This is a genomic window from Salinicola lusitanus (assembly GCF_003206045.1).
Classification (GTDB): domain Bacteria; phylum Pseudomonadota; class Gammaproteobacteria; order Pseudomonadales; family Halomonadaceae; genus Salinicola; species Salinicola lusitanus.
Genome location: NZ_PZJM01000003.1, coordinates 349,311 through 365,227 on the forward strand (window position 1 = coordinate 349,311; position 15,917 = coordinate 365,227).

Below are 15,917 nucleotides of genomic sequence, written 5' to 3' on the forward strand. Positions count from 1 at the left end.
ACCCCCAACAACTTATGACCAGAGAGTTTCGGAGACCATCATGTCAGGAAGACCTTCCCCCCGGCTGATTGGCGCCCTCGGCCTCGCCGTCCTGCTGAGCGCCTGCAGCACCTCGCCGATGGGCCGCAACCAGTTGGCCTTCTACTCCGATGACGAGCTGGCGCAGATGGGCCAGCAGAGCTTCGCCCAGTACCAGCAGGAGCTGCCCACGGTCAGTGGCGCCCAGGCCAACTACGTGCAGTGCGTGGCGAAAGCGATCACCGCCGAGGTCCCCGCCAGTGCCGGTATCTCCGAGTGGGAGGTCAAGCTGTTCAAGGACGACACCGCCAACGCCTTCGCCCTGCCGGGCGGCTATATCGGTGTCAACACCGGGCTGCTCGACGTCGCCACCAACCAGGACCAGTTGGCTGCGGTCATCGGCCACGAGGTCGGTCATGTGCTGGCGCATCACGCCAACGAGCGCGTTTCCACCCAGGCAGCGACGCAGAGCGGGCTCTCCGTACTGCAGACGGTGGCAGGCCTGCAAGGCGCGGGTGGCGAGCAGGTGATGGGGCTGCTGGGGGCGGGTGCGCAATACGGCGTGATTCTGCCATTCTCGCGCCAGCAGGAGTCGGAAGCCGACCTGGTAGGGCTGGACCTGATGGCCGATGCCGGGTTCGACCCCAGCGCCAGCATTCAGCTGTGGCAGAACATGTCGGCCAACAGCCAGGGCGAGCCGCCGGCCTGGATGTCCACCCACCCCAGCAACTCGCAGCGGATGGAAGGCCTGCACAATCGCCTCAGCGAGGCCCAGTCGCGCTACGAACGGGCCAAGGCCAACGGCAAGCGACCCAACTGCAAAGCTTGATCCTCTCGCGTTCGGTCTCCCGGCAAGAGCCAATACGCTCGGGGTCTCCACCCAATGACGCCTTCCAGACGACGCTGGACGACAGTCACCCGTGCCGAGTCTTGCGTCATGGATGGCGCAAGCGGCGCGTTGGAAAGGGACGCCCTTTCGCGCCGACCCGCGCACGGGAGAGTGGCGTTCGGGTTTTCGTCGTCTGAGGCGTCAAACAGGGGAGCGCGAGGGGCTTGCCCCTCGCATTCATGAGCCAAAGCATCGTTGAGACTCGGCCAGTGGTAAGCTGATCCTGCTCGAATTCGTTGCCTCGCCAGAGCCCAAACTACAACTCCCGCCTCAATAGCTCCCGCAACGGCGCGGTGTCCGGGCGCACCCGACGCCACAGCCAGAAGGACTCGGCGGCCTGCTCGATCAGCATGCCGAGCCCATCCACCGACCGCGCGCCCCGCTCGGCGGCCCAGCGCAGGAAGACCGTCGGCTCGGCGGCGTACATCATGTCGTAGGCCAGGCCATCCGCCGCGAAAAGGTGATCCGGCAATGGTGGCAGATCGCCGGCAAGACTGGCGCTGGTCGCATTGACCACCAGATCGAACGGACCCTCGACGCGATCGAAACCGCAGCCGACGACATCACCCTTGTCGACAAACAGCGCCGCCAGCGCCTCGGCCTTCGACACGGTGCGGTTGGCCACCGTCAACATCGCGATCCCGGCCTCCAGCAGCGGTTCGATCACCCCGCGCGAGGCCCCTCCCGCGCCGAGCAGCAGGACCCGCGCACCGGTGAGCGGCGCCGCGTGGGCGTTCAGGTCGCGGACCAGGCCGACACCGTCGGTGGTATCGCCGTGCAATCGCCCATCCTCGCCTATCAGCAGCGTATTCACCGCACCGGCAAGCTGGGCTCTCGGCGACAGCACCTCGGCCAACGCAAAGGCCTCCTGCTTGAACGGCACGGTCACGTTGCCCCCGCGGCCGCCGGCATCGACGAACGCCCGCCAGGCCCCCGCGAATCCGTTCACGGGAGCCTCGATAGCGTCGTAACACAGCTTCTGGCCGGTCTGCTCGGCGAAGGCGGCGTGAATGCGTGGCGATTTCGAGTGGCCAATGGGGTGGCCGAAAACGGCATAGCGGTCGGTCATTGGGGTAACGGTTCCTCGGTGGTATTCAGCCAGTCGCGGGGCTGTAGATAAGCGAGCAGACGCGCTTCCTCGGAGCCCGGCTGCGGCGCCCACTGGTATTGCCAGCGCGCCAGCGGCGGCATCGACATCAGGATCGACTCGGTCCGCCCGCCGCTCTGCAAACCGAACAGGGTGCCCCGGTCCCAGACCAGATTGAACTCGACGTAACGGCCCCGACGGTAGGACTGGAACTCCCGCTCCCGCTCCCCGAACGGTGTCTCGCGACGGCGTTCGGCGATCGGCACGAACGCTTCCAGGAAGCTGTCTCCCACTGACCGCTGGAAAGCAAAGCAGGTCTCGAACGGCCATTCGTTGAGGTCATCGAAGAACAGTCCGCCGACCCCCCGGGTCTCGTCGCGATGCTTGAGCGTGAAGTACTCGTCGCACCAAGTCTTGAAGCGCGGGTACACCGACTCGCCGAACGGCTCGCAGGCCTTGGCAGCGACCCGGTGCCAGTGTTTCGTGTCCTCGAGACTGGGGTAGTAAGGGGTCAGGTCGTAACCGCCGCCGAACCACCATACCGGTTCTTCGCCCGCCTTGTCGGCGATGAAGAATCGCACGTTGCCGTGCACGGTCGGCACGTGCGGATTGCGCGGGTGCAGTACCCACGAAACCCCCACCGCGTGGAAGCTGCGCCCCGCCAGCTCCGGACGCGCGACACTCGCCGAGGGCGGCAGTTTTTCACCGTGGACATGCGAGAAGTTGACGCCGCCCTTCTCGAACAGCGCGCCCTCCTCGATCACCCGCGAACGCCCGCCGCCCCCTTCGGTACGCTCCCAGCTCTCCTCGCGGAATCGCCCGCCACCGTCGAGCGCGGCCAGCGAGTCGCAAAGTGAATCCTGCAGCGTGAGCAGATAGTCCTTGACGCTTTCGAGATGGGGATGTGCCACGGTCGTCTTTCCTTCGGTCCGGAGAATAGGGATTCGGGGCGTATCGGCACGGCGGCTGCCTGCGATTCGGCCCTTTCAGGCGCGCAGCAGCCGCCCGGTCGTCAGATCGCGGATGGTGCTGGGCCGGTCGCGTCCACCGAGTGGTCCATCGACGATCGCGCCCAACGCCTCGCCGAATGTTTCACGCACCTCATCGGCGCTCATCGCCGGCGCTTCACCGGCACGATTGGCCGATGTCGACACCAGGGGTCCACCCCAGGCGGCGCACAACTCCTGCACCAGCGGATGGTCGCTGACCCGAACCGCCAGCGTGGAATGCTCCCCACGCAGCAGCGGTCTGGCCCGCCCGTTATCGGGTATCAGCCAGGTATGGGGCCCTGGCCAGGTCTCGAGAAGGCGTTGGCGGGCTCGCTCGTCGATGCCCTCGAGCCACTCAGAAAGCTGCCGGATGTCACCGGCGATCAGGATCAGGCCCTTTTCGCTGGCGCGCCCCTTGAGCGCGATCAGCGATGCCAGCGCCCGATCGTCGTCCGGGTCGCAGCCGAGCCCCCATACCCCTTCGGTCGGATAGGCGATGATTCCCCCCTGCCGAAGGGAGGAGACGGCAGCCGAGAAATCTTGACGCATCTGGGTCTCTCTTCCACGAAAACCTGGGTCTCTCTTCCACTAGCATCCGGGCCTGGCTTTCACCAAAGCCCGACTGCCGGTTCCACGACAGTCGAGCCGCTGCCCATGGCCCGAATTCTAACACGCCGACAAGCCGCCGGGCCGTGCGCCAACGTCGCACCCAGGCGCGCTCGAGGTGGCGAATGCCCGCGTCGGCGGCCATATTGAGAAATCGGGTACTTCTCCATCGGACCGGACAATCAAGGAACCGCCAATGCCTCGCTCACCGCTGCCCCCGATACTGCTCTCACTGGCGCTGACCGGCGGTCTCGCCGCCTGCGCCCAGCAGCCGGCCCAACCGCCCGCCCCGCAGGCCTCTCTCGCTGACGAGCTGGTGATGGCGACGGCCTGGATGCAATCCTCCGGCGAGTACGCTGCGCTGAGCCACCAGGCCTTCAATCTCGCCCGCATGAACCTGGATCGCGCGCTGGCCGCCGCCGGCAGCCAGACGCAGCGCCCGCCGGCGATCATCGTCGACGTCGACGAGACGGTGCTCGACAACAGCCCCTACGAGGCGTGGCTGATCGCCAATGACGAGAATTACGCCAGCGATAGCTGGCACCAGTGGGTGGAGCGGGCCAGCGCGGCACCGATGCCGGGAGCGAGGTCCTTTCTCGATTATGCCGCCTCGCGGGGGGTAGAGGTCTTCTACGTCACCAACCGCCGCGACGACGAGACGGAGGCGACGCTGCGCAACCTGCGTCAGGTCGGGTTCCCCGACGCCGACCACGAGCATTTCCTGCCGCGTACCGACTCGAGCGACAAGACGTCCAGGCGCCAGCGCGTCGCGCAGTCGCACTGGGTCGTGCTGCTGATGGGTGACAATCTGGGCGACTTCTCCCAGGGATTCGACCGCGAGAGCGCCGCGGCGCGACGTGCCGCCGCCAACGCCCAGGCCGACGCTTTCGGCAGCCGCTACATCGTGCTGCCCAATCCGGCCTACGGCGCGTGGGAGGAAGCGATCTACGGCGGGGACTGGAGCCTGAGCGACGAGCAGAAATCCCGTGCCCGCCGCAACCACCTCGAGGCGTGGGGCGGGCCGACCCGCTGAAGCGTTGCCCGGGCGGCGAGTGTGGCGGGCGTCAACGCCCTCTTCTGACCCAGCCGCCCGTGGTCTGGGCGACCCAGCCATCGAGTTCGAGTTCGAGCAGCCCCAACTGGACGTCGGCGACGGACAGCCCGGTCAGGTCGACCAGCAGATCCACAGGCGTCGGCGCATCGCTGAGTGCAGCCAGCAGCGGCGATGTCGGCATCTCGGTCGCCGCCGCTCCGTTCGGCGGCGCCGGGCGGGCGTTCGTCGCCGGCCTGGGCCCAGCCGGACGCTGGCGTGGCGGTCGGCCCGGCGAATCCATCGTATGCGCGGTCGGGATGGCGGCATCGGGGGCAGACACCGGCACCTGCCAGGGCGAGAGATCGCCCACGATATCCTCTATGTGACGCACCAGCGCAGCCTCGCCCTGACGAATCAGGCGCAGGCAGCCTTCGGACTGGGGGTTGTGGATCGAGCCCGGTATCGCGAACACCTCCCGGTTCTGCTCCAGCGCCAGCCGCGCGCTCACCAGCGAGCCGCTCTTCTCCGCGGCCTCCACGACCAGTACGCCTTGGGACAGCCCCGTGATCAGCCGGTTGCGGCGAGGAAAGAAACGCGGATGGGCCCGCGTCTCCGGCGGATGTTCGGAGATCAGCAGCCCCTCGCCTTCCCACAGTTCCCGGAAGAGCGCGGCATGGCGTGGCGGATAGACCACATCCACTCCACAGCCGAGCACGCCGATGGTTGCGCCGCCGGCCTCCAGTGCCGCCCGCTGTGCGGCGCCGTCGATACCCAGCGCCATGCCGCTGACGATACAGAATCCCCTGGCGACCAGTTCCCGGGCGAACCGCACCGCATTGTCCTGCCCCTCCCGCGTGGGTCGCCGAGTGCCGACCATCGCGATGGCGGGCTGCGACAGTATCGAGAGCTCGCCCTTGGCCCAGAGCACCGTCGGCGGATCCGGCAACTGGGTCAGCAGTTCGGGCCAGGCCGGATGCCCCGGATGGAGCAGATGCCGCCGCGAATCGGCGCGCTCCCACTCGAGCGCCGCGTCGACCGCCGGTGTCAGCGGGCTACGCGAGGGGTGCTCCAGCCACAGCCGCAGCGGCTGGGCCAGATTGGCGGGCAGTGCCGCCAGCCACCCCTGCGGCCACGCCATGTCGCCTCCCTCGCGCCAGCGACGCAGCAGCGGTGCCAGACGAACCGGGCCCAGGCCGGGCAGCGCGCTCAACGCCAACCAGTCGCGCAGCGTCGGGCTCACTGCCGGCACCTGCCGGTGTGACGCCACGCCGTTGTCAGCGGCACCGCGCTCAAGGCGCTCCTCCCATGGCCACCGCCTCGCGAAGATCGCGCGGCACGACGAGGCGGTCGCCCACCGCCAGCGGCTGGGACGCCCGCATGACCAGGGCGTAGCTCAAGTGATCGAAGACGCGAAAGACCATCACCGCGCCCGCCTCGGTGTCCGGCAGCGTCACCCAGGTATCGCGGCTATCGTCGTGCACGCGTTCGCCCTGACGCATCGCCTGCAGCACATGGCCGGCCTCGAGTCCGTCCGCACTGCCACGGTCGATCGCCACCACGTCGTAGCGACCGATGAAACGCACCCCGGCCGGAACGGACAGAATCGTCGCCTCCACCGGCGTGTCCGGTGCTCGAGGCTCGAACCGAGTCGCGATGCCGCCCTCGGTCAGCGCCAGCAGATAGTCGCCACTGCGGATCTCCTGAACGGCGTCCAGCACCTCCAGTTCACCGACATCTTCCACGTTTCGAATCACTTTCACGTGTCCGAGCCGGCGCAGCTCCAGCCCGCGCAGCGTCCCGGCGAGGTCCTCCTGACCCGGCGTCGTTCCGACATCCGGTTGCCGTGCTGCCTGCCGGGGCGCGCCGGTCGAGCGTGGAATCCGGTAGTCGGTACCGGGACGATAGACCCCCAGCGTCGCACCTGCAGCCGGCAGAGCGCCATGGGCATACAGCCTGTCACCGGCACCACTCAGCAGCCGCTGCGACTGTCCGGCAACGACCGTCGGTGCATCCTCGAGAATGGCGGGATCGACGATCTGATAGGCATCGAGGAAGACCTTGATGCGATCCAGCGGCAGTCCCGGCACGGCATCCCGTGTCGGCGCCCGGCGGACACCGGGCGAGAGCCGAACCGTCTGGCCGCGCCCGCGCTCCAGCGACAGCCGGGGCGCACCGGCCGCGCCGGCATCGAGGCTGAGCACATCGCCCGGATAGAGTTTCTGCGGCGAGGCGATCTGCGGGTTGTGCCGCCACAGCGCCTGCCACTGCCACGGCGAGTCGAGAAATCGCGAGGCGATGCCCCACAGCGTGTCGCCCTCGCGCACCGTATAGTGGGCGGGCGCGTCCGCCTTGAGTGACAACGCCCATACCGGGTTCGAAAACGCCGCCATCACGCCAAGGCCGCCGACCAGCAGCCAGCGCCACATCATGGCACGGCAGCGGTGCGGCCTCGGCCCCTCCAGACTGATCATTATCGTCGTCCCACCGGTGATTACCTCGAGGTATTGCTGCATAGATCGGCGCCACCCCGCCGGACTTGAGGATTCGGCGCCCCGCGATCGCCCCCTGCCCCCCGAACCGGCACGGCGGTTTCCCCGCCAGCGCTGGCGATCTACAATAGGGAGATCACGTCACTCATGCCGATAGGCACGCAAAACGACTATGGCCATCAGAACCATTCTCCAGTACCCCGATCCGCGCCTTCGCACCAAGGCCACCCCGGTGGATCACGTCGACGACGAGATCCGCACCCTGGTCGACGACATGCTGGCAACGATGTACGACGCCTCCGGCATCGGCCTGGCAGCGACGCAGATCGACGTTCACCAGCGCGTGATCGTCATGGACGTCAGCGACGACCGCAACGATCCGCTGGTGCTGATCAACCCGAGCTACGAGCCGCTGGACGACGAGCGCGAGCCGCTGCAGGAAGGCTGCCTGTCGATCCCCGACTACTACGCCGAAGTGCCGCGGGCGCTGCGCGTTCATCTCAAGGCGACCGATCGCGACGGCAACGCCTACGAACTGGACGCCGACGGCCTGCTGGCCCACTGCATCCAGCATGAGTGCGATCACCTGGAAGGCGTCCTGTTCGTCGACTACCTGTCGCCGCTCAAGCGCGACCGCATTCTCAAGAAGATGCAGAAGCGCCAGAAGCAGGAAGCCTGATCGCCTGCCTGACCGCTCCCCGGACTTGCAAAGGCCGGCCGTCCCCGCGACGCCGGCCTTCGTCATTCGCGGGCATCGTTCATCTTCAAGCATCACTCATCGGGAACCTATCGAATGCGTCACCGTGTTGAAGGGCAGTCGCTGCGGATCGTCTTCGCCGGCACGCCCGACTTCGCCGCCGAGAGCCTGAAAGCGCTGCTCGCCTCCCGCCATCGGGTGGTTGGCGTCTATACCCAGCCGGATCGCCCCGCCGGGCGCGGCCGCAAGCTCACGCCCAGCCCGGTCAAGCGTCTCGCCGAGCAACACGATCTGCCGGTGGAACAGCCGCTCAGTCTCAAGGACGAGGCGGCCCAGCGGCGGCTGGCCGAGTTCGAGGCGGACGTGATGATCGTCGTCGCCTACGGTCTGCTGCTACCCCAGGCGGTACTCGACACGCCCCGGCTCGGCTGCCTCAACGTGCACGCCTCGTTGCTGCCGCGCTGGCGCGGCGCGGCGCCGATCCAGCGCGCCATCGAGGCCGGCGACAGCGAGAGCGGTATCACCCTGATGCAGATGGATGCCGGTCTCGACACCGGCGACATGCTGCTGATCGAACGCACGCCCATCGATGACGCCACCACCGGTGGCGATCTTCATGACCGCCTTGCCGAGCTCGGCGGCCGGACACTGGTCGAGGGCGTCGACGCGCTGGCCGAGGGCAGCCTGAGCCCCACGCCGCAACCGGCGACCGGCGTCACCTACGCCAGCAAGCTCTCGAAGCCGGAAGCGGAGCTCGATTTCCGCCAGCCGGCGGCGGCACTGTCCCGCCGGATTCGCGCCTTCAATCCGTGGCCCGTGGCCTGGACCCGGCTCGACGGCGAGCCGTTGCGGCTATGGTTCGCCGTGCCGGATACCGGACCCGGCGAGGGAGATGCCGAGCCTGGAACCCTGCTGGCGCCGGACGGCGAGGCACTGCGCATCGCCTGCGGCGTCGACGGCCGCGACGTGCTGCGCGTGACCCGATTGCAGATGCCGGGCGGCAAGCCACTCGCGGCCCGCGATCTGCTCAACGCCAACCACCCTCGTCTCAGCCCCGGCCAGCGCCTGGGCCAGCCCAAGGAAGCCGACCGATGAATCCTGGCGATACCCGCGCCTTTGCCGCGCGACTGCTGGTACCGGTACTCGACGGCAAGGGGTCGCTCTCCGGTCTCGATGCCGACCTCGCCGCCAGCGTGATCAAGGAGCGCGACCGAGGCTTCGTCAAGGCACTCTGCTACGGTGTCTGCCGCGCCCATCCCCGCCTCGATGCCCTGGCCGGCCAGTTGCTGCGTCAGCCCATGAAGCAGCGCGACACCGACATTCAGGCACTGCTGCTGATCGGGCTGTACCAGCTTCTCCACATGCGGGTACCGCCTCATGCCGCCGTCAGCGAGACGGCGGGCGCCGCGCGCGCGCTCGGCAAGGCGTGGGCGACGAAGGTGCTCAACGGCTGCCTGCGCCGGTTCCAGCGCGAGTCGGTGGCCCTGCAGGCGAAGGTGGACAAGGACGCGCCGGTCGCCCTGTGGCATCCCGCCTGGCTGCTGCTGGAGTTTCGCGACGCCTGGCCCGACGACTGGCGTGCGATCTGCGCGGCCAACAACGACGCGGGGCCGATGACGCTGCGCGTCAACCGGCGTCGCGTCACTCGCGAGGCTTACCTGAAGCGGCTCGAGACGGCTGGGCTCGACGCAGTACCCTGCGAATTCGCCGCCGATGGCGTCCGACTGACCACCGCCTGCGACGTGTCCCAACTGCCCGGCTTCGCCGACGGCGACGTCAGCGTCCAGGACGAATCGGCCCAGCTGTGCGCCGACCTGCTGGCACCGGCACTGGCAGGCGACGCCACCAGGCGGGTTCTCGATGCCTGCAGCGCTCCGGGCGGCAAGAGCGCTCACCTGCTGGAACGTTTCGACACCGAGCTCACTGCACTGGACGTCGACCCGGCCCGCCTGAAGCGGGTCTCGTCGACGCTGCAGCGACTGGGGCTGGAAGCCCGCCTTCATACCGCCGATGCCAGCCGCGCAGAGGCGGATAGCGACTGGTGGGACGGCCAGCCGTTCGACGCGATCCTGCTCGACGCCCCCTGCTCGGGTACCGGCGTGATTCGGCGCCATCCGGATATCAAGCTGACCCGTCGCCACAGCGACATCGCCGAACTGGCGGCGCTGCAATCGCGCCTGCTGGATACGCTTTGGAGCAAACTCGCGCCGGGCGGTGTCCTGCTCTACGCCACCTGCTCGGTGCTGCCGGCGGAAAACGAAGCCCAGATCGACGCCTTCCTGGCACGCACGCCGGAGGCCGACGCCGACATGCCCCGCGAGCTCGACTGGGGCCGGCCAAGCGGCCACGGCCGGCAGCTGCTGCCCACCCCGGCCGGCCACGACGGCTTCTTCTACGCCCGGCTGCGCAAGCGCGCCTGACCGCCCCTCCGCCGCCCACTCGCCTCGACCGCCACGCCGGCGGGGCAGTGCGATGCCCCGATCTGCACCACGCTGCGTCGGGGGGTGGCGCACTTGCGACATCCTCGCCCGCCTTCGATACTGAGGACGAATCCGCCACTCGGGAAGCACCCGTCGTGCCTGACAACGAGGTCATCGATACTACGCAGACCAGCGAGACGCAGACCAGCGAGACGCCGATCACCGAGACGCAGCCGGCCGGGCTGGCGCTCGGAGGCGTCTCCCCTCACAGCGCCCTGATCGTCGTCGACGTCCAGCCGGACTTCATGCCCGGTGGCGCGCTGGCCTGCGCCGAGGGCGACCAGATCCTGCTGGGACTGGAGTGGCTGCTGTCCCAGCACGCCTTCGCCCACGTGGTGGCAACCCAGGACTGGCATCCGACCAGGCACGTCTCGTTCGCGTCCAGCCATCCACCGCACCAGCCGTTCGAGGCGATCGAGCTCTACGGCCACTCCCAGACGCTATGGCCGGATCACTGCATTCAGCGCACCGAAGGCGCGGCGCTGCATCCGGCCATCGACTGGTCGTGCTGCGATGCGATCATCCGCAAGGGAACCGATCCCGGCATCGACTCCTACAGCGCGTTTCGCAACAACGTCGGCCCCGACGGTCATCGCCCCGCCACCGGGCTGGCCGGCTGGCTTCGCGACCGCCGCGTCACCGACGTCTATCTCTGCGGCCTGGCCCGGGACGTCTGCGTGCTGTGGACCGCCGAGGACGCGGTGGCGGCGGGCTTCAACACCCATTTTCTCTGGCCGCTGACGCGTCCCGTCACTTTCGAAACCGACGACGACACCCGGCAACGGCTCTCGACCCTGGGCATCACCGTCGTCGACGCCTGAGCCATTGCCAGGACCCGAGGAAATTTCCCGATGCCCCATGGATTCCAGGGGCTTCCGGCCACCGGTGGCGATCGCCGGGGCCTTCTCAACCAAGGAGCTGTCTCATGAGCGACCACGTCTACAAGCAGATCGAACTGACCGGTTCTTCTCCCACCAGCATCGAGGATGCCGTCCAGAACGCGCTGCAGAAAGCCAGCAAGACGCTGCACGGCATGCGCTGGTTCGAGGTCACCGAGACGCGCGGCCATCTCGAGGATGACAAGCTGGCCCACTGGCAGGTGACCATCAAGGTCGGCGTCTCGCTGGATTGATCGGCGCGGCCTATGATCGCGGGCGGGATCTCGTCCGCGGTCCTGTCAATCGGTGGCCCGGCTCGTTATGCTACGCGCTGATTTCGGTGCCGGGCGGGTTGCACTCCGATCCTCCGGGGCTGGGTAAACTGGCAGGCGGTACGCTGTATTTCCGTGATGGTTTGGCATGAAAATTATTATTCTGGGTGCCGGTCAGGTCGGCGGTACGTTGGCAGAACATCTGGCCAATGAAGAGAACGACATCACGGTGGTGGATATCAACGAGGAGCGGCTGCGAGAGCTGCAGAATCGGCTCGACATCCGCACGGTGATCGGTACCGCGTCCTACCCCAACATTCTGCGTCAGGCCGGCGGTGAAGACGCCGACATGCTGATCGCGGTGACCAGCTCCGACGAGATCAACATGGTCGCCTGTCAGGTGGCGCACACGCTGTTTCGCACGCCGACCAAGATCGGTCGCGTGCGGTCCACCGCCTACCTGACGCGCAAGAGCCTGTTCTCCAACGACGCCATCCCGGTGGACGTGCTGATCAGCCCCGAGCAGGTGGTCACCGATCACATCCGCCGGTTGATCGAGTACCCCGGGGCGCTGCAGGTGCTCGATTTCGCCGGCGGCCTGGCCCAACTGGTGGCGGTCAAGGCCTACTACGGCGGCCCGCTGGTGGGCCAGGAACTCGGCTTCCTGCGCCGCCACATGCCCAATATCGATACTCGCGTGGCGGCGATCTACCGTCGCGACCGGCCGATCATCCCCACCGGTGACACCGTCATCGAGGCCGACGACGAAGTGTTCTTCATTGCCGCACGGCGCGATATCCGCACCGTGATGGGGGAGCTACGCAAGGTCGACCGCGACTTCCGGCGCGTGCTGATTGCCGGCGGCGGCAACATCGGCGAGCGCCTAGCGGAGACGCTGGAGCACAAGCATCAGGTCAAGATCATCGAACATGACCTCAACCGCTGCGGCGCGCTCTCCGAGAAGCTCGACCGCACCGTGGTGCTCCACGGCAGCGCCACTAGCAAGCGGCTGATGCTCGAGGAGAACATCGAAGACTGCGATATCTACTGCGCGCTCACCAACGACGACGAGGTCAACATCATGTCGTCGATGCTGGCCAAGCGTCTGGGTGCCAAGAAGGTACTCACCCTGATCAACAATGCCGCTTACGTGGACCTGGTTCAGGGCGGCGAGATCGACATCGCGATCTCTCCCCAGCAGACCACCATCGGCAGCCTGCTCACCCACGTTCGTCGTGGCGATATCGTCAACGTCCACTCGCTGCGCCGCGGCGCCGCCGAAGCGATCGAGGCGATCGCTCACGGCGACAAGCGCTCCTCCCGGGTGGTCGGGCGCACCATCGGCGAGGTCGACCTGCCCAGCGGCACCAGCATCGGCGCCATCGTGCGCGGCAAGGAAGTGCTGATCGCCCACGACGATGTCATGATCGAGAGCGGCGATCACCTGATCCTGTTCGTGATCGACAAGCGACGTATCCGTGACGTCGAGCGGCTGTTCCAGGTCGGCCTGACTTTCTTCTGATGGTCCATTCATCCGACACCGCCTGCCCGTCCCGACCGGTGGGGGACGCCGCGTGAGCCTACTGGTCATTCTCCGCATCGTCGGCCTGCTGCTGATGCTGTTCAGCCTGACCATGGTGCCGCCGATGGTGATCGCGCGAATCTTCCACGACGGCAACTGGCACGCCTTCGGCGCCGGCATGGCGATCTCGGTCATCACCGGCGCGCTGCTCTACTGGCCCAACCGGCGTGCCAAGCGCGAACTGCGTACCCGTGACGGCTTCATCATCACCGTGCTGTTCTGGAGCGTGCTCGGGCTGTTCGGCACGATCCCGTTCATGGTCTCCGATGCGCCGTCGATGTCGTTCACCGACGCCGTGTTCGAATCCTTCTCCGGACTCACGACCACCGGCGCCACCGTGCTCAGCGGCATCGATCACCTGCCCGCCTCGATCCGCTTCTACCGCCAGCAGCTGCAGTGGCTGGGCGGGATGGGGATCGTGGTACTCGCGGTAGCGATTCTGCCGACACTGGGCATCGGCGGCATGCAGCTCTATCGGACCGAGATCCCCGGCCCGCTGAAGGACTCCAAGCTGACCCCGCGGATCACCGAGACGGCCAAGGCACTGTGGTACATCTACGTGATCCTGACCGTCGTCTGCGCGCTGGCCTACTGGCTAGCGGGCATGAACTGGTTCGACGCCATCGGCCACAGCTTCGCCACCGTGGCCGTCGGCGGGTTCTCCACCTACGACGCCAGCATCTCGCACTTCGATAGTGCCACCATCGAGATGATCTGCGTCTTCTTCATGATCGTCTCCTCGGTCAGTTTCGGTCTGCACTTCGCGGTATGGCGGGAACGGCGCCTGCTGCAGTACATCCGCGACCCGGAGTTCCGGTTCTTCGTCACGTTTCTCGGCATCCTGATCGCGATCACCGTCATCACCCTGTTCGCCACCGGTACCTATCATGACGCCACCGGCATTCGACACGGGCTGTTCGAAGCCGTTTCGGTGGCGACGACATCCGGCTTCAGCGTGGCCGATTTCACCCTGTGGCCGGGGGTGCTGCCGATCATGCTGTTCATGGCGGCCTTCGTCGGCGCCTGCTCCGGGTCGGCGGGGGGCGGCATGAAGGTGATCCGCATTCTGCTGGTTCTGAAGCAGGGCATCCGCGAGATTCACCGGCTGATCCATCCCAACGCCGTGTTTGCCGTAAAGGTCGGCAAGATGCGCATCTCCGAGGGTGTCGCCGAAGCCGTCTGGGGCTTCTTCTCCGTCTACATGATGCTGTTCGTGGTGATGCTGCTGGCGCTGCTGGCCACCGGCCTCGATCAGGTGACGGCGTGGTCGGCGATCGGCTCGGCGCTCAACAACCTGGGCCCGGGACTGGGTGATGTCTCGACCGACTACGGCGACATTCCCAGCGCCGCCAAGTGGATCCTGGTGCTGGCGATGATGCTGGGAAGACTGGAGATCTTCACCATCCTGGTGCTGTTCACCCCGGCATTCTGGCGACGCTGACCGGTCATTCGCGAACAATCTCTCTCGCTTACCCAAGGCAAATCACTTTTTTACCATCCGCTCGGCCAATCATCGGTGAATGACACTAAAGGTTGAGCCAGCGACAGGATTTTCGACGAGTTCGACCGGGAGAGCGGTGGTAGAATGCCGCCCTTCGCGGCCACGCCGCCACCTCGGCTACCCAAGAGAGAGTCATGTCCGCCAGTTCCGACACCCGCACCGCGTCCTCGCTTCTGCCCCGTATCGGGCTCATTCCCCAGATCCTGATCGGGATCGCGGCCGGCCTGCTCCTCGCCACCCTGGCGCCGTCGATCGCGCCATCGGTGGCCATCTTCGGCGACCTGTTCATCGGCGCGCTCAAGGCCGTCGCCCCGGTGCTGGTCTTCGTACTGGTGATGGCGGCCATCGCCAGCCACCAGCGTGGCCAGCCGACCCAGGTGCGCGGCGTCCTGATGCTCTACCTGACCGGCACGCTGGCTGCCGCGCTGATCGCGGTGGCGGCGAGCTTCCTGTTCCCGACCTCGCTGATCATCGACGCCCCGCGGGCCGATGGCACGCCGCCGACCGGCGTCGCCGAGATCCTGCGCAACCTGGCCATGAGCGCGGTGGACAATCCCATCCACGCCCTGACCGATGCCAACTTCATCGGCATCCTGGCCTGGGCCGTCGGGCTCGGCCTGCTGCTGCGTCGCGCCAGCGACACCACGCGGCGGTCACTGGCCGATCTCTCGGATGCGGTTTCCGGCCTGGTCCGCTGGGTGATCCGGCTCGCCCCGCTGGGCATCTTCGGGCTGGTCGCCAACACCTTCGCCTCCACCGGCATGAGCGCGCTGGCCGACTACGCCCAGCTGCTCGCGGTACTGCTGGGCTGCATGGCCTTCGTGGCACTGGTGAGCAATCCGCTGATCGTGTTCCTCTACACCCGCCAGAACCCCTACCCGCTGGTCTTCACCTGCCTGCGCGGCAGCGCCATCACCGCCTTCTTCACCCGCAGCAGCGCGGCCAACATTCCGGTCAACATGGAGTTGTGCAAGCGCCTCGACCTGCACGCCGACACCTACTCCGTCTCGATCCCGCTGGGCGCCACGATCAACATGTCAGGCGCCGCGGTCACCATCACGGTGATGACACTGGCGGCCGCCAACACCCTGGGAATCGACGTGGATTTCGCCACCGCGCTGCTGCTCTGCGTCGTTTCGGCGCTGGCGGCCTGCGGCGTCTCCGGCGTCGCCGGCGGCTCGCTGCTGCTGATACCGATGGCGGCCAGCCTGTTCGGGATCTCGGCGGACGTCGCCATGCAGGTGGTAGCGATCGGCTTCGTCATCAGCGTGATCCAGGACTCCACCGAAACCGCACTCAACTCCTCCACCGACGTGCTGTTCACCGCCGCCGCGTGCCGTTCACCGCGTGCCCAGGAGCGCCTTGCCGGCGAGTGATCGACCGTCGAGCAGGGCCG

General features: G+C 67.2%; 15 protein-coding genes. 10 read left to right on the top strand and 5 right to left on the bottom strand.

What is annotated here, in order from left to right; genetic code table 11:
* The first annotated feature begins 40 nt into the window (after positions 1–40).
* Positions 41–847 (top strand): M48 family metallopeptidase, encoded by an 807-nt coding sequence (locus DOM45_RS05330; protein ID WP_110598486.1) that lies wholly within the window; start codon positions 41–43, stop codon positions 845–847.
* Positions 848–1,163: 316 nt separating this feature from the next.
* On the opposite strand, the gene aroE is transcribed toward DOM45_RS05330, so the two are convergent.
* The 3 genes from aroE to tsaC form a co-directional block, all read right to left on the bottom strand.
* Positions 1,164–1,976: a shikimate dehydrogenase gene (gene aroE, locus DOM45_RS05335; RefSeq protein WP_110598487.1), complete on the bottom strand. Its 813-nt coding sequence runs from the start codon at positions 1,974–1,976 to the stop codon at positions 1,164–1,166.
* Positions 1,973–2,905 (bottom strand): oxygen-dependent coproporphyrinogen oxidase, encoded by a 933-nt coding sequence (hemF, locus tag DOM45_RS05340; protein WP_110598488.1) that lies wholly within the window; start codon positions 2,903–2,905, stop codon positions 1,973–1,975. The genes aroE and hemF overlap by 4 nt, the downstream gene beginning before the upstream one ends.
* Positions 2,906–2,980: 75 nt before the next feature.
* The gene (gene tsaC / locus DOM45_RS05345; protein ID WP_110598489.1) at positions 2,981–3,532 is read right to left on the bottom strand and encodes an L-threonylcarbamoyladenylate synthase type 1 TsaC; all 552 of its coding nucleotides are present in this window, start codon (positions 3,530–3,532) and stop codon (positions 2,981–2,983) included.
* A gap of 253 nt (positions 3,533–3,785) precedes the next feature.
* Here tsaC and DOM45_RS05350 point away from each other — a divergent pair, with 253 nt between their 5' ends.
* On the top strand, positions 3,786–4,622 hold the full coding sequence (locus DOM45_RS05350; RefSeq protein WP_110598490.1) for a 5'-nucleotidase, lipoprotein e(P4) family: 837 nt from the start codon (positions 3,786–3,788) through the stop codon (positions 4,620–4,622).
* 31 nt (positions 4,623–4,653) lie between these two features.
* Here the strand turns inward: DOM45_RS05350 and dprA are convergent, their stop codons facing one another.
* Both dprA and DOM45_RS05360 read right to left on the bottom strand, forming a co-directional pair.
* On the bottom strand, positions 4,654–5,862 hold the full coding sequence (dprA, locus tag DOM45_RS05355) for a DNA-processing protein DprA (RefSeq protein WP_240612293.1): 1,209 nt from the start codon (positions 5,860–5,862) through the stop codon (positions 4,654–4,656).
* A 49-nt stretch (positions 5,863–5,911) separates the two neighbouring features.
* Positions 5,912–7,093, bottom strand: a complete 1,182-nt coding sequence (locus DOM45_RS05360) for a LysM peptidoglycan-binding domain-containing protein (RefSeq protein WP_157958351.1) — start codon at positions 7,091–7,093, stop codon at positions 5,912–5,914.
* 190 nt (positions 7,094–7,283) lie between these two features.
* On the opposite strand from DOM45_RS05360, the gene def reads away from it, so the two are divergent.
* The 8 genes from def (at position 7,284) to sstT (ending at position 15,897) form a co-directional block, all read left to right on the top strand.
* Entirely contained in the window at positions 7,284–7,790 is a 507-nt protein-coding gene (gene def, locus DOM45_RS05365; protein WP_110598492.1) for a peptide deformylase, read from the top strand.
* Between the two features lie 114 nt (positions 7,791–7,904).
* Positions 7,905–8,903, top strand: a complete 999-nt coding sequence (fmt, locus tag DOM45_RS05370; RefSeq protein ID WP_110598493.1) for a methionyl-tRNA formyltransferase — start codon at positions 7,905–7,907, stop codon at positions 8,901–8,903.
* Positions 8,900–10,228, top strand: coding sequence for a 16S rRNA (cytosine(967)-C(5))-methyltransferase RsmB (gene rsmB / locus DOM45_RS05375; protein ID WP_110598494.1), 1,329 nt, complete (start codon positions 8,900–8,902; stop codon positions 10,226–10,228). Before fmt ends, rsmB begins: the two co-directional genes overlap by 4 nt.
* Before the next feature lie 155 nt (positions 10,229–10,383).
* Positions 10,384–11,109: a bifunctional nicotinamidase/pyrazinamidase gene (gene pncA, locus DOM45_RS05380; protein ID WP_240612294.1), complete on the top strand. Its 726-nt coding sequence runs from the start codon at positions 10,384–10,386 to the stop codon at positions 11,107–11,109.
* A 104-nt stretch (positions 11,110–11,213) separates the two neighbouring features.
* Positions 11,214–11,420, top strand: coding sequence for a dodecin (locus DOM45_RS05385; protein WP_110598495.1), 207 nt, complete (start codon positions 11,214–11,216; stop codon positions 11,418–11,420).
* 166 nt (positions 11,421–11,586) lie between these two features.
* Positions 11,587–12,960 carry a Trk system potassium transporter TrkA gene (gene trkA, locus DOM45_RS05390; RefSeq protein ID WP_110598496.1) on the top strand — a complete coding sequence of 458 codons (1,374 nt, stop codon included), beginning with the start codon at positions 11,587–11,589 and terminating at the stop codon, positions 12,958–12,960.
* A 52-nt stretch (positions 12,961–13,012) separates the two neighbouring features.
* On the top strand, positions 13,013–14,461 hold the full coding sequence (locus DOM45_RS05395; RefSeq protein WP_110598497.1) for a TrkH family potassium uptake protein: 1,449 nt from the start codon (positions 13,013–13,015) through the stop codon (positions 14,459–14,461).
* Positions 14,462–14,655: 194 nt separating this feature from the next.
* The gene (sstT, locus tag DOM45_RS05400; RefSeq protein ID WP_110598498.1) at positions 14,656–15,897 is read left to right on the top strand and encodes a serine/threonine transporter SstT; all 1,242 of its coding nucleotides are present in this window, start codon (positions 14,656–14,658) and stop codon (positions 15,895–15,897) included.
* Positions 15,898–15,917 lie beyond the last annotated feature (20 nt).

What these genes read in the sequence shown, in the direction of transcription:
- DOM45_RS05330 (WP_110598486.1), top strand. Translation starts at nt 41, where the DNA reads ATGTCAGGAAGACCTTCCCCCCGGCTGATTGGCGCCCTCGGCCTCGCC.
- rsmB (WP_110598494.1), top strand. Translation starts at nt 8,900, where the DNA reads ATGAATCCTGGCGATACCCGCGCCTTTGCCGCGCGACTGCTGGTACCG.
- trkA (WP_110598496.1), top strand. Translation starts at nt 11,587, where the DNA reads ATGAAAATTATTATTCTGGGTGCCGGTCAGGTCGGCGGTACGTTGGCA.
- DOM45_RS05360 (WP_157958351.1), bottom strand. Translation starts at nt 7,093, where the DNA reads ATGATCAGTCTGGAGGGGCCGAGGCCGCACCGCTGCCGTGCCATGATG.
- DOM45_RS05350 (WP_110598490.1), top strand. Translation starts at nt 3,786, where the DNA reads ATGCCTCGCTCACCGCTGCCCCCGATACTGCTCTCACTGGCGCTGACC.
- DOM45_RS05385 (WP_110598495.1), top strand. Translation starts at nt 11,214, where the DNA reads ATGAGCGACCACGTCTACAAGCAGATCGAACTGACCGGTTCTTCTCCC.
- aroE (WP_110598487.1), bottom strand. Translation starts at nt 1,976, where the DNA reads ATGACCGACCGCTATGCCGTTTTCGGCCACCCCATTGGCCACTCGAAA.
- def (WP_110598492.1), top strand. Translation starts at nt 7,284, where the DNA reads ATGGCCATCAGAACCATTCTCCAGTACCCCGATCCGCGCCTTCGCACC.
- sstT (WP_110598498.1), top strand. Translation starts at nt 14,656, where the DNA reads ATGTCCGCCAGTTCCGACACCCGCACCGCGTCCTCGCTTCTGCCCCGT.
- tsaC (WP_110598489.1), bottom strand. Translation starts at nt 3,532, where the DNA reads ATGCGTCAAGATTTCTCGGCTGCCGTCTCCTCCCTTCGGCAGGGGGGA.
- fmt (WP_110598493.1), top strand. Translation starts at nt 7,905, where the DNA reads ATGCGTCACCGTGTTGAAGGGCAGTCGCTGCGGATCGTCTTCGCCGGC.